At 47.2% G+C, this 13,834-nt stretch carries 11 protein-coding genes and 1 pseudogene; 4 read left to right on the top strand and 8 right to left on the bottom strand.

Translation table 11 applies throughout. The annotated features are described in order from the left end of the window. Window positions 1-163: 163 nt before the first annotated feature. Entirely contained in the window at window positions 164-520 is a 357-nt protein-coding gene (locus tag C451_RS08505) for a hypothetical protein (RefSeq protein ID WP_007739702.1), read from the bottom strand. Window positions 521-535: 15 nt separating this feature from the next. Here C451_RS08505 and C451_RS22040 point away from each other — a divergent pair, with 15 nt between their 5' ends. Then, the gene (locus tag C451_RS22040; protein ID WP_152420451.1) at window positions 536-1,024 is read left to right on the top strand and encodes a hypothetical protein; all 489 of its coding nucleotides are present in this window, start codon (window positions 536-538) and stop codon (window positions 1,022-1,024) included. Window positions 1,025-1,228: 204 nt separating this feature from the next. On the opposite strand, the gene C451_RS08500 is transcribed toward C451_RS22040, so the two are convergent. The 3 genes from C451_RS08500 to C451_RS22030 all read right to left on the bottom strand — a co-directional run bounded on the left by C451_RS08500 (window position 1,229) and on the right by C451_RS22030 (window position 5,120). Next, window positions 1,229-1,783, bottom strand: a complete 555-nt coding sequence (locus C451_RS08500) for a hypothetical protein (RefSeq protein WP_152420450.1) — start codon at window positions 1,781-1,783, stop codon at window positions 1,229-1,231. Window positions 1,784-1,856: 73 nt separating this feature from the next. Then, the gene (locus tag C451_RS22035; protein ID WP_152420449.1) at window positions 1,857-2,054 is read right to left on the bottom strand and encodes a hypothetical protein; all 198 of its coding nucleotides are present in this window, start codon (window positions 2,052-2,054) and stop codon (window positions 1,857-1,859) included. 528 nt (window positions 2,055-2,582) lie between these two features. Continuing rightward, window positions 2,583-5,120: a hypothetical protein gene (locus C451_RS22030; protein WP_152420448.1), complete on the bottom strand. Its 2,538-nt coding sequence runs from the start codon at window positions 5,118-5,120 to the stop codon at window positions 2,583-2,585. Between the two features lie 128 nt (window positions 5,121-5,248). Here C451_RS22030 and C451_RS21060 point away from each other — a divergent pair. Beyond that, a pseudogene (locus C451_RS21060) lies at window positions 5,249-6,313 on the top strand (IS1595 family transposase). Here the strand turns inward: C451_RS21060 and C451_RS08480 are convergent. From C451_RS08480 to C451_RS22025, 4 genes are all read right to left on the bottom strand, one after another. Further along, a complete protein-coding gene (locus tag C451_RS08480) occupies window positions 6,310-7,155 on the bottom strand; it encodes a hypothetical protein (protein ID WP_161605858.1) in 846 nt (281 codons plus the stop codon). The pseudogene C451_RS21060 and the gene C451_RS08480 overlap by 4 nt on opposite strands. Before the next feature lie 101 nt (window positions 7,156-7,256). Next, window positions 7,257-8,579: a hypothetical protein gene (locus C451_RS08475; RefSeq protein WP_152420447.1), complete on the bottom strand. Its 1,323-nt coding sequence runs from the start codon at window positions 8,577-8,579 to the stop codon at window positions 7,257-7,259. A gap of 87 nt (window positions 8,580-8,666) precedes the next feature. Further along, entirely contained in the window at window positions 8,667-9,371 is a 705-nt protein-coding gene (locus C451_RS08470; RefSeq protein WP_152420446.1) for a hypothetical protein, read from the bottom strand. A 1,971-nt stretch (window positions 9,372-11,342) separates the two neighbouring features. Continuing rightward, entirely contained in the window at window positions 11,343-11,570 is a 228-nt protein-coding gene (locus C451_RS22025; protein ID WP_007739691.1) for a hypothetical protein, read from the bottom strand. Window positions 11,571-11,733: 163 nt separating this feature from the next. Here C451_RS22025 and C451_RS24395 point away from each other — a divergent pair, with 163 nt between their 5' ends. Continuing rightward, window positions 11,734-12,336: an SWIM zinc finger family protein gene (locus tag C451_RS24395; RefSeq protein WP_080503530.1), complete on the top strand. Its 603-nt coding sequence runs from the start codon at window positions 11,734-11,736 to the stop codon at window positions 12,334-12,336. A 157-nt stretch (window positions 12,337-12,493) separates the two neighbouring features. After that, window positions 12,494-13,405, top strand: coding sequence for a DUF6414 family protein (locus C451_RS22020; RefSeq protein ID WP_152420445.1), 912 nt, complete (start codon window positions 12,494-12,496; stop codon window positions 13,403-13,405). The last annotated feature ends 429 nt before the right edge of the window (window positions 13,406-13,834 follow it).

The following is a 13,834-nucleotide window of genomic DNA, read 5'->3' as shown; positions in this document are numbered from 1 at the left end:
TTAAGGTTATTGGTCTAATCTACGACCCATAGATTTATTATCTCCCGACTATTCAGGGTACTTAGACAGTAATTGGGCTATTGGTCTTCGGAGTGAGGGAAGTGCTGGAAGAAGACGGGTGGTGAAGACACCCGCCCAATGCTGTCAAGGACAGACAGCAATGTCATCTAACAGCGATACGGGTGAAAAACCCACCGACGGGACGTATGGTCAACTCAATAGCACTGACGACGATTTCCCATCCGTTGACACGCTTCATGACGGTGAAGATGGTGATGGAACGTTGGGTGATTGGGACGAGATAGGTCGAAAAGTCCCCAAAGGTGGTGACACGGATCAGACTACCTTTGTCGAGTTTCATAACGGAGCAGACAACTATCGGATGAAAGTGTGGGTGGTTCCACGGGATGTCCAATTTGGACAGTGTGTGGAATATCGTATCACGCTTCGACAACGTGACAAACACGTTGATGATGACAAATTCCGCCACCAGATTGAGCTGCCACGAATACTGTGGCATGGGACAAAAAGTGGAGTGACTGACGACATCGATGGGGTAGTCAAAGAGCTTCAACTACGCTTTTCCTCTGGTGAGGGGAACAACAGTCAGTATGACGACCCACACATCCCTATCGGACCATCCACAGTAGATGGTGAAACGAACCAATGGAACCTACCGAAGGGGCCTGAAGCCGATGGGACAGACGATCACTGGAAGCACACTTCATCAAACTCCTCGGCGGATCTGGATAGTTACTCCTTTGCCTACCGACTCAAAAACGTCACAAGTGGGTATCTCATTGAACTGCTAACACCACCTGAACAGGACCCTGAAGAGAACAACGGATCGTGGCTTGTGAGGGCATCCGAACACGATCGGGTGGAAAACGGACCCTTCACCGAACTCTCCCAAAGGCACTGGGTGAGTGAAGCCACAATTAGTGGTGACTTCAATACCATTGTCGAAGACCTCATGGAGGAATATTCGGATCAGCGCCTCACACCACCTGAAATGCCACGATAGTATCGAACTGTCAGTAGAACAGTACCGTTCCGTTCACTCTTTTCGATTGTTATTGATTACTAATTAGATATAATTATCCATTATATCCATATGCTAACTAACCATTTAGTTGCTTACTTCATAGATGTGAAAAAGGTTATACGGGGTAATCTCCAGTAGACTGTTTATTGTTGGAGGGAAATTTGGTAATTGAAGAGAATCGGATTAGGGGAACCGATCACACTCTACTGGGCTGATCTTCGCAAATTCTTTTGCGTGGTACGCCATCCACCCTTCTTCCACCGCCATTTGATAAGTGGCTTTGCAGTATTCATCGTCAGTTAGGTGTCCGTTCTGACGTAACTGCTCAAAGGCAAAATTCGGGAGTGAAATTCGGGTGTTGAGTGCATCACCACCCAAATCATGTTTGAGGTCTTCAAAACTTTGAATGGCATCAGTATCAAACAGCAAAACATACTTCACTATACTGGCATTGTTCTCAAAAAGCCACTCTAAGGATTCCTCGCCTTGGTCATCGACGTATGGTTTATATTTACCAGCATTTTTAGTATGGGGATTATTATTCTCCCGGAGTAACTTCATATACCGGTTGCAGGGTTGTTCCTGAGTTTCATATTCGCCTCCGTTCGACCTTTTAATTTCTTCTTCGCAAATATTAGTAGTTGTCATTTTCAAATTTCCAAAGACCTGTTTATCATAATTAGTTTTACAAAAGGCGAGGAGCGCAGAGGTATCCACCAGAATCGGTCTTACTGTCACTGTTCATTAGAGAGATGGATCTATGTCACAAATATGTGTCGCCCTCTTGTCCAACAACTACCTCAAGAAAACGTTAATAAAAAAGGTCAGATTCATCGGCGTCTACTTCTGGCTGTGAAGCAAGAATATCTTCAACGTCGGCCAGCTGGAGAACATCTTCCCATTTTGGCCCAAAGAATCGCCGAGCTTGTTCGTCGCTGATAGTCCCATTTCGCCAAGCGTCGTAAACACCCGATTTTGTGTTGGGGACATCAGTCAGTTGTGAACTCACAGTTGATACCGCATATGAGTCGGTGTCTTATAAGTCTTAGCCATTTTTGTTTTTCTAATCATATTTGTTACCGCCAATTGCCGTATATATTTCCTAAGCCCATCTTTACTGTCCAATCTAAATCTATAGCATATATTTAAAATTCACCACTCTGAAGATCTGTGGATAACCGTCTATGTCCGTGCCGCGAATATGGTTTTTCTCAATCCTCGAAATGGCTCACACTCTCACTTCAGTGAAACCATAACTGACGGCGACTCTCGGCAATTAAATATAATTACCATCAAGGCCATGTCCTGACTAACCAGTTAGTTGCTTAGTTCACAAACCATAATTAGGTTATGCGTCCCCATACTCCTTCCAAAATCTCCTATGGCCAATGTTAGTTATCGGTGGGTGTAAGAAGTATAAGAAAAGTTACTTCAGAGTAAAGCCCACGTAATAGGGTACTCTATTACGTCCCTTTGACTCTGGTTACTAACAATTGATACTTTCTACCCACCCGAAAGTTAGTAATTGACATGAGATTTAATTGACGACAGTCAACACTTCTGAGCGGCGTTTGGTTTCTCCAGTAGGTTCAATTACCTTTTCATCCATTAATGAGGATACCCAATTCGATATTGTTTGTTTTGTCACATTAGCATGATCTACCAAATCATTCCGGGTGAACGTCTCATCACCATCCAGTGATTCGATCAGGTTCTTCGCTCCATCTGGAACATCAAGTTGGGCAATATCTCTGCTACGCCCTTTCGCCTGTTCGACCAACGTATCTAACTCAGTCACTTCATCCACTGGAAGGTCCGTCACAACATTCGTCAGTAGGTAAACGTCGATGGTGGTATCTGAGGTGATAGGACGGGTTCGGTGAACGAACTGCTCGATTTCGTTTTCTCGTTTCTCATAGAACAACTCACCCACCAGTCCACTAAATTCCTTGACTGGCATTTCCAGTCCATCGTCAGTTTCTTCATCGACATACTGGAGTCGGCGGTAGTTCGGTGGGTTCGCAACCAATTCACCATTGTCTCTCCGGGGTGAGTATTCGATCCCACCGACCTCAATATCGTTGTCAATGGCTACGCCACCCGACAGTAGTTCAGCATCACGTTTCAGTGATGGAATGTCCCAGTGAGGTGCGCCGAGGGCAAACACGGCATCACACTCATCGTAGTTCAGTCCCCGGAGCGCACCGTAATGTTCTGTGACGGCGTTATCAGCAAACTCAAACTGAGGTAGCACATCCTCTTTTGCAGCGAACAAAGGTCGGTCATACTCATGGCACGCCCAGTCGATGATGGTTTGGAATCGATCGACCAGCGTATTAGAGTGAGTGAAGGAACTCCCATGATAGGCCCCATTGGTAATCTGTGTCACCTCCATGTTCATCTCGACGTTGTGATCGTCGCCAATTACCGTCGGTTCACGACCGTAGAGGCCTTCCACTTTCTTTGGGGTCGCCGTCGCATCCAATAGTAGTGGCCTATCGGGAAGCTCACTGACGTTCGGGATCGTGGTGACGACCGCTTCGGATCGTCCACTTGGTGACGTTTGTTTGTGAGTCACGAACCGTTCGGAGGTGACATCCGGTGAAAGGTACGTATCAGTTCCTTCAGTCCATCCACAGTCATCATTCTCACAGACTCGTCTATCGTTCTCAGTAGCAAGTCGTGACGAACACCATGGACACCCACTTAGATTGCTCGCACCACCCAAAGCCTTCCCACAGACCTTAGAATCCAATCCACATGAAGCGGCGAACCCAATGATAACATCAATTACCCCGGGTTTGACGGGCGGATCACCACCTTTCTCCACCCGGTCACGGAGATATTCATTACATTGGATACGGATTGACGCCAACGTTTCTGCTTTCGCTATGTCCGTTCTGCTCGCCCACTCTATTGATGGTGGATCGACGTTCTTTCCATCACCAGTACGTATTCCCTCTGCTAACCGACGTGCGAAGGTCGCCAATTCATCGTAGTTGCGATCTACCGAGCTGATACCCTCAAGGACATCCGCTGCGTTCCGAAGTTCTTCACCACAGGCATGATGTTTGGTTTTCAACAGGCGTGTTGATTCATCGATAAGAATGTCCCTCTCATCACGTACCTTATTCAGCGTTTGATGTTCGTGAACACAAGCAACCATGTCATGTGAGTCCAGTTGGTCATACTGTTCTAACCACTCACATTTCTCACCATCATGAGGGTCAATGTGGTAATGTGCTGAGATCGGTCCCACCACCTCTTTCAGTTGCTCAAACTGTTGTCGAAGGGGATCATTCTGACCACGTTCAAAGAGCGAACACATCAGTGGGCATTGCCCATCACTATGCTCGGGACACTGACGATCATTGGCCGCTGCGTTGAGGCAAGTGGAATCCTTTGGCCAACCCTTTCCTTTCAGATGGAGAATGTCATTGGGAGTGTTCGGATCGACAATTGACTCATGAGCCTTCTTGTGAGTCGGGAAGGCCATTGCCATCTGCCTATCACGCTTGTCACCGCCACGAACCCCACTAACTGTCTTTCCCCATCCACAAGGATGGGACCAAACAACAGGTCGTGACGACTCTATGAACGTCTCATATTCTTCGTCTTCTAACTTCCCTCGCTCCGTATCACCGTCAAAGGGGACACGTTCTTTCAGCTCTGGCGGTTCTGATGAACGTGGTTGTGGAATTGGATTCGTATTATTTTCACTGTCGTTACCGCCGTCAGCAAAATCCACATACTGAGGGATGTTGAAGCCTAATTCTCTGAGACGTTCGACTCCATTCCACCAGAGTGACCCATTCGCTCGTCTCGGTGAGGCAGTTTCATGATCCATCTCACCCATCTCAATGAGCGCCATAACGACCGGACCACCGTACCCACTTCCACCAGTGTCATTCCAGATATTTTGATCGGCGTAGTTGGCAGTCCCATTGCTATTCGGACCCCATGTTGGTTTGAACGCTCGCTTACCATCGGTGGTCGAAGCACTGTCGTTCCACTGGTGAACGATGGTGTTCTCGGCAACATCCTGAGCATCTAACCGATTGAGCGCAGCGAACACGTCGTGAATGTCAGTCGTCTCTCCACGATCAGTGACCTCTGGTTCGTATTCACTAACGTCGACGCTCTTGTGTAGCGTAGCGGAACCGAGTCACGGAGATTACGGCATCCCGCCGACAGCAGTCGTACATGACCAATGAACGCGCTGCTCTCGGCGGAATGCTTGAGCAACTCGTTGACCTCGGAGCAATAGAGTTTCGGCCGGAGCCGCTCGACGCCATCGTCGAGCGGCGACTCAAAGCCATCTGGACCACCCGTACCTGCCCGAACTGTGACGCCGACGCCCTCCACGCTCTCGATGGTTCGGCCCGTATCTGGTGTGGCCGCTGTGACTGGAAAACCACCTACACCCGCGGCACNCCCTTCTATGACTCGGAACTCGCCCCCGGCGAGTTCCTCGTCGCCTTCGTCCTTTACGCTGATTCCCTCCTCAGCATCAACCAAATCGCACCGCTGCTTGACCGCGCCTACAAAACCGTCTTCGAGGCAATTAGCGACGTGGAAACCGCGTTCGCTCGCGGTTTCCCGACTGTTTGGGAACGCATCGAGCACACGATTGCTGGGCCGACACAGGTGGACGAAACNTTAGCGACGTGGAAACCGCGTTCGCTCGCGGTTTCCCGACTGTTTGGGAACGCATCGAGCACACGATTGCTGGGCCGACACAGGTGGACGAAACTCAGCGGGTGTGCTCGGGGTTCAAAGGCCAGAACCCACCGCGGGACGGACTGTCCCGCGGCGGGTCCCCTGGACCCGGACGGGCGCGATGGACAGGGGAGCAGGGCGATGAGATGACGCTCGTCGCGGCCTGCCGCGACGTGCTCCAGGTGATCTCAGCCGAAGAGGGGTCGAAATACGACGAGAANCCTCGGGCCAGTGATTGAGGAAGCAGGCGATCTCTCCCAGCCGCTGGGAGAGATCTGGACCGACGAGCTTCCCGCATATCAGCAAATGGAACACGAGCATCGAACCGTTGTCCATGATGATGAGTACGTCTCAGAGGAAGGTATCCACACGAATCAGGTCGAATGCCTCTGGTCGTTAGTGCAACCGTGGCTGGCGAAATTCCGCGGCCTGTCCAAGCAGGGCTTGGAGCAGGCCGCTCGCACCTTCGGGCTTCTTCGCTCCCTGAATCTTGTTCAAGCACCCATCCACAGCCTTGTCGATTGCGTCGCCGTCAACGTATTCCGCTAATCTACACAAGAGCGAACGTCGAAGTCCTCATAGTCGTCTGAGGGCTTTGAAACGTCAGTCTCAATCAGTTGGTCATTCTCCTTCAACAGTTCACGAAGCCCATCAGAACCCCACTCATGGATTCCTGCTGGCGTCCCACGAACATGGTTGCCCGTGACGACTAATGCCCTACGACGGTCGTATATCTCGACAGACGGAACGTCTTCATTCGTTCCAAATGGTTTGTCATCTAAGTCCCATCCGGCTTGAGGAACATTGTCAGGCAATTCACCATAGTAGATAGCGTGAATACCAGTTTCACTCTGAGAGATTTCAGTGAACGTCCGACCAATCTGGTTTAGAATAGATACGACTGTTGGGTGAACATCACCAGAGTCGGGGTCAATGACATCATCAAAGTCAACATGAGCAATAGGATCATCCACCTGCTGAATGAACGCTCGGTGTTCGATGGAAGACGACTGTTCTAATTCGGATTCAAGTTTTCCACCAGTGACGTAGTTCGCTTCCAGACTCCATTTCCATCGAGCATCGGTATCGTCGTCGGCTTCAGGATGATCGTTCTCCCCCCATGGAGCAAATGGTCGCTTCTGATTATCGTCATTGACGGTCGCACCCATCCACTGTTGTCGTTCATGGATTGATCGTGGGATACGTCCACCCTTTGTTTTCGACCAGTCGATTTCCGTGTAACTGGTCGCTATTGGAATTGGTGTGACCTTTTTACAGTCGTCACATCGTCCATCTCCTAATACGGTATTCTCACAACCGAGAGATTCACAGTAATTATCTGAAGACGATCCAACACCAATACCGGATAAATCTATGTTAGCGACACTCATTTGTCGTCAAATATAATTCATTCATTTCTATGTCAATATCATTCGGCAAGCCCTTAAAGACGATAACATATCACTGAGATTCGTTCTGCAAACAGATTCCATCATATCTTCTTCATCTCACTCTCGACAATTCTCATCTCATTTTTCTTTGCCACGGGAGAAACACCGGCATACGTCCGTGCTTCATCGTCGTGTTTTTTGTGATGTCTGACGTGATTCACCTGAACGGTAATGGGGGTGAGATTGGCGTTCGGAACCATGTCACTGCACTCAGGGATCGTGGTGATGAAATCTCCGGGTATGAGCAATGGTGCACAGAAGGATTCAATAGTACCTTCACCGGAATTTACTATCTTCTCCTGTAATTTCTTTTTGGCACTGCCTTCTGCCGCTTCTAACGTCTTGTCATCAGTCGTTTGGATAGGACCCTTCACAGCCTGCCCACCGGCCCTTTTGACTAATGCTGGTTCTTCAACGGTAACTGATGGGTATTTTTCACTATTCAGTGGACTAACATCCATCCCGTAGAGTGACGAACCTGATTTACCGTTCACAGTAATGGTATTTATCACTCCAGTTTCACTCAAAACATTACTGTTGATGACATCGATAGCAGGTGAATCGTTCGCCCGATATGAACCTCCAAATTTCATATTTCTATCAGCAACTTTATTTTTCCCATTTATCGCAGTGGACGTATAATGAGTGGTTTGTGAGTCATCAGTGTCAAATATCAATTTTAAGGGTTTAGCCCCTGAGAGTCGATAATTCCCTCGGGAGATGCGGGAAAGCCAGTCCATTGCTGACTTAATTGTGTGTTCATTCGACTTGAAAGATTTAGAAGTCTTCATCTCCCGTCCGATGGCACTACGGGTGTTACCGAATATTTGACCGTCCGTGTTCGTCTCGCCTAATAGTCCACCTACGACATCATCACCAACGTCCTCTACGGCACCAGCAACGATGTCACCCCATAGATCAGCCCCCTCTATCTTCTCAATATCGACCGAGCCAAGTGAGAGGTCGAATGGAGTATTCGCATTAAATTCGTCCACCACGTCGTTCAGGACTGTTCCAGTGGACGGTTCGTCATATCTTTTTGAGAATGGTACTGTGCTAAATAAAGTCACAGGATCTTCAATCATCAGTTTTCCAACGCCTTGTTCGTCTCCTGCCGGTCCTGCACCACGGATGAACCCATAATGACGACTGACGTATTCACTATTCCGAACGTTTTGCCAGAATACTGAAGCGGTGTCCCATTGACCTTGTTGATCGCCTTGATAGGCATTGACTTTCCCCTGAATGTCCTCCCCTTGCCATTCCAAAGGGTGCTTCACCTCAGAAATACGATTGACGAGGATTGATTTTGCTGGCTCAAATCGACTTTCAACCTCTGTGGTCGGAATCTCTTCACCATTCACGAACACCCGTACTCGCATCGCTGGGCACGTATCCATAATAGTATAGTTAAAAAATTAAGTATCGCTACCGAAACTGTTGCTACCGCTCTACGCTTCGACGTTCAGCCCGTCGCTGAGACATTCATTACCCGAGATATACTTCCCGACTCCATAGGAAATCACCTCAACACCGTCAGGGAGATCATCTTCAGGATTCCAGTCGGCTCCAGCCTCTTTATACGTCTCTTCAAATGCTGGTGATGGGAGGAACTGAGTATCCACGACAGTAGCATCATTGATCGTCCTCTGAAGGCGCTCACAATCGTCTGTGTCCTCTCTGAACCCAAGTAGGTGGGAAGCAACGTATGATCCTATTGGGGCCTCAGACGGATTGTCAAGCCCCTGATGGAGATTCCGTAGTGGGAGCAACGTTTCACTCTCAATAAGCGGGCTTTCACCTCCGACATTCCGAATGGTAATGGAGTCTTCTAAATCATGATCCTGTCTGAACGCAACAGGACTGTGGCTCACATGGCGGTGGATCACTCTCATTAGGTCGTACCGTCCCAGTGAGCTATCCATATAGGCACATAGATACCAGACGGGAATCCCATCTTCTTGCCCAATCACGCTCCATCTAAGCTCTTTCCAGCCTATTAAGACGTGATTGAGAGCGTCATTGATCGCAGGGGCCGACATCATGAGCTGGTCAAGGAACTCACTATCCTCTCGCCTTCCCTCTGCGTTGTTTTGGGAAGGCGATACGGTGTTGTGCTTCCGACCGCTGGAAGCACTAACGTCGTCATCATTCATCGTACGTGGACGACCAGTGAGACGAAAGACGACCAACTGTGGTCGGTGAATATCGTCAATAACCTCCTGCTCGACAGTCTGAAGTTGTTCGTAGCACGATTCTGCGTATTGTTCCGAAAACGGATCGTCATTCATAGTATTCTGTTGTTGAAATATCGTCGTATTTGAAAGTCGATTCCAGTTCGCCCATCCTTAGACGAACAGCGGTTGTTCGTCAAACGGTGTTGTGCTTCGTCGGACGCACCGGAAGACGAAGCACTAACCCATATTCTGTTACCCCCGAATTGAATATAAAAGGGGAAATATATCACTCAGCTTCGTTCCACAAACGAAGACGTTAGTCAGAATTTCCGTAGGATGTTACATTCGTAGAGGCAATATCCCATATTGGTTCGCCGTCCGCCTCTGTCCATTCGCCTCTATTGTGAAGAAGGTCATGGTGATTGTTTGACATCAAATCAATATTTTCCTCCCTATTGTCCCATCGCTGTTTGTTCCGATGATGGCATTGGTTAGAATCATCGAAAACTTCATATCCCGAATTGTCCTTCAGAGCTTCCAACTGGTGCATATATACGATTTCAGTTCCATCAGTAATCCGCTCGTAGTCGTTTTCAAGAAAATCAATCCAAACGTTCTCAGTATCAGCAGTCGAATTAGTTTCAGTCATAACAGAAGTCGAAAAGCAGTAAACCGCCAATCAGCATCGTCAGTCAAAATTCCATGCACCAAAAATAAACCAGAACCGTCAGTCAGAGCCTACTGATTCCCTATTCTGGCGTATCACCCTCATTCATAAACTCATCAACATCGATGTCCGTACCGGAGTCAACCAGTCGTTGGAGAACGATCCCATACGGAACCTGATGAGTCTGGAACATCTCCATCCGAGCTTCGTTCAAGAGCGCTAATTCCTCCTCATTAACTGCAACCGTCGTCGTTCGTGGCATTAGTAGTAGTCAAAACCGTTAGTGTTTAGCAATCGATACGCCGTTACCGTCGATCCGAAAATCAGTCAGCCACCATTCCCCACATATAATAAACGAATGATCAGTCTACTTAAATACACCAACTTACCCATTCAGTTTCAGATCCTATACTTCACTCCCTCCATATCTTTACCTTGTCGCCAGAAGCACTTAAATGAACTTACTCTTTCTCCAATGAAATATCCCAGTTGGACAATCAATAGTCGTTTGCTCAACATTCCCCCCATATGAATATTAATCAACACTCTACTTAAATATACCAACTTACCTATTCAGTTTTAGCTTCTATACTCTACTCCCCACATAAGAAGCCCTTATGCACATTAGACTTATAAAGAATCCCACTTTTTCTCTTGTGGGCTATACCAGTCGGTCATTCGATAGTGGTTCGCTCAGCATTCCCCTCATATAGGTTTGACATAAAATGGTCACTTATAAAGTAATCCAATAGTGTCTATTATTCTCTGTTACACTTCCCTCTATACTATTGTAATATCCACAGTATACTTATAAAGAATATTGAGTGATGGAGAATAGTGGTGGGGGTGATCTTTCACTTTCGTCTGACGGCGCTCATAAGACGCTCATGGCTGTTAGATAGATAATGAATGGTCTGATACCTATTGATGCTGAAATCCATTCAGAGGTAACTGAGACGTTTCTGATAGATATGTGGATAGCAAGTATAATAGAACGTAATAACAACTGTTGCGAACGTCGCCGGCAAAATTCCAGTTCAAAATTCAGATTTTCCTAAAATTAGAATATGGTTGTTCGGGTCGATCTTCCATATACTATTTCTTTGGTGGGAGGGGGTTACTCATATTATTATTGTCTGAAACGAAACGACCGTCTCCCACCCGGATCAACTCACCCCATACCTAATAATTTCGTGAACCTAAACAATGATAGTATCTTTCGACAGTAGGGGTTTAAGGCCCTCTACTGCCTGTTTAGCCTCCTTCAGTAACAACACAAAGCTTCAATCATTCAATGACCAAACCAATACGTTTCCAACCTTCTTTGAACTCACAGTATTTTCGTCTTCCATCTGATTGAGACGGTAGAGCGCAGCCTGTGAGGTGCATCCAACGTATTCAGATACGTCAGTAGTGGTTGGGGTGTCACTCTGTTTCAGAGCGTCAATGAACGATTGTTCTGGATACGTCCGGCGACCATCTTCATCCTCACTCAGTCGATCTTCTGGCATACCTACGTCTCTCTGTTCCAGTCTCATAGAACTTTGCTTTGGTGGGTAACAAAACAACTAAGTGCCTACGGAATATAGGTGTTAGTAGGCACTGAGGAACGTCTTTCTGAGAGGAAAGGCCGGTGTTGGAGACACCGACCTCGGTGCTGGAAGGGAATCCAGCATGAACGCCAACAGTCTGAGCAGTCAAGAACGTATCGAACGTCGAGCAACGTACGAACAGTTCCGAATGGTCGTCTGTCGGAATGGCTACGTCAACATCGTCAACCAGAGCCATAACGACGACAGTAATCATACCTATTCGGTTGAAGTCACGGACGATGGAGCAGTGTCATGCTCTTGTCCCCACTACCAACAGTGGGGTCAGACGTGCAAACATATGGTTGCCGTCACCGACAGGCCACTAACTCTCAGTAGCGCACAAGCGGCTCAGTCCACTCATAATAGTCGAATGTTCACTGACGGTGGTAGTGTCGCCACTGAAGGTCAGAACGATCCAGAATCAAGCTGTGAGGAGTGTGGCGACACTGAACCAGTATTCACTGAACTAACCGACGTTTCGGACAACGACTGGAATGAGTACGATAAGCTCTGTTCGGAATGCGTCATCGAAGTGGGTGGACCTGATAGATCGTCAAACGGTGATGACAGTCATGGTGTCGTTGACGTAGGTCGCTGTCGCTGTGGCAATACCGTCACTGGCGACGATGAATACTGCTCTGAACGATGTCGAGAGAGGGGTGAGATCGATACGGCTTCACTGTGAAGATAAACAGATGATTTCTACTGGCTAACCAGAATAGCTAAACAGACATGCCGACACAACCTATTTTATTAGATGTGTGTGATGGACAGGATGATTTGACGGGTGAATTTAAGCATTTAGAGAGAAATTTTATACTTCTCAGCTCTAATTGTCATATATGTCAGAGGAAGAGGTGACTGGTGACCTAAGGGAACTTGTCTATTTAGACAATAATAGCGTCAATGGATACTTGTCTTCGTTAGGAGAAGGATTAGAAGTAGAGCGGGGCGAAATGGAAGACACAACAGATCAAGTACGTGCTCGAACATTTGGAGGATTTACTTTTCCGGGGATTTTCGGGGGAGGGGAAGTGGAAGGAAGCGAAATGAGCACTGAAAGCCTGGAAAAACAGGTTGAGATTACTATGCCCTACCGTCTCCAAACGCTCCGTGAAGTAATTCGGAAAAGTGGTAGGGAAATTAAGAACCCAGCGAATCCCGGCGTGAGCCTGTCTGGTGGTGACATTGTTGAAGTAAGGGGAGTAGTGGAACCTATGTCTTTTTTCCGCTTTGAACTTGCTCAATCGGTACCAATCACAATCAATAGAGCCTATCAAAGACTGGTAAGCGCAGCCGATGAGGTGACTAATGATGATTCAAATGATATTGAAATCGATATAGGACAGCATGAAGATACCACATCTGACACACGAATAAATGAAGCATTCGCTGATGTTTCTGAAATATTAAACAACGATAGAGTTCCTATCAAACTCAAATCTGGTGGGGGGACATTCGGTGCTCTTCTTGATAGGGAACAAATATTAATCCCAGAGGCTCGTGCATTTTCTCAACCACGAGAATACCGTTTATTCGGACGAATAGACTATGTTATAAAAATGAATTCTCTGTGGGAACCCACAGACACTCTCCGTCTTGCAAGGAATTACTCTATCTCTGACGACGAAATTGAAGAACTCTCTGAGATGCTACTCAGCGTGGCAAACGATAATAACATGGATATGGACGATGAACATATGCGAATTGAGGGACCAGCAAAGATTGTCCATCCAATAGCAATATACTGGTAAAATCTAACAAATAGTTCGTAACATATTCCCTTATTCATGAGATGACGTGCAGGAACCGTCAGTCACTTTATTCTGAATCTGTAATTCTATCTTAATGGAGGTATGAAGACAGGAAATATCAATTGTTTTTCACAGTTCTTATCCGCAGCTAAATGTGAATAGAATACTCTCCACCAACCCAAATTAGTGGTGAAACCCCAACCATTATGTCATCTATGGGTCACACGAAACCATGGCGATCAGCGAAGAAGAGTGGGAAGAGTTAGAAACGGACCAATCAATGGTCACTCACCTACTTTCGCACCTGGAATCAGAGTACCCCAACGCAGTGAGTCTTGATGAAATCATTCGATTGATGTCCGCTAGTAGTCCCACATCAGATTCCGTAGGTAGAACAATTCTATCCCAAGTAGAACTGTTAGTCTACTT

Source organism: Halococcus thailandensis JCM 13552, assembly GCF_000336715.1.
In the GTDB taxonomy this organism is placed as follows: domain Archaea; phylum Halobacteriota; class Halobacteria; order Halobacteriales; family Halococcaceae; genus Halococcus; species Halococcus thailandensis.
This window is presented reverse-complemented; position numbering and strand designations above follow the sequence as displayed.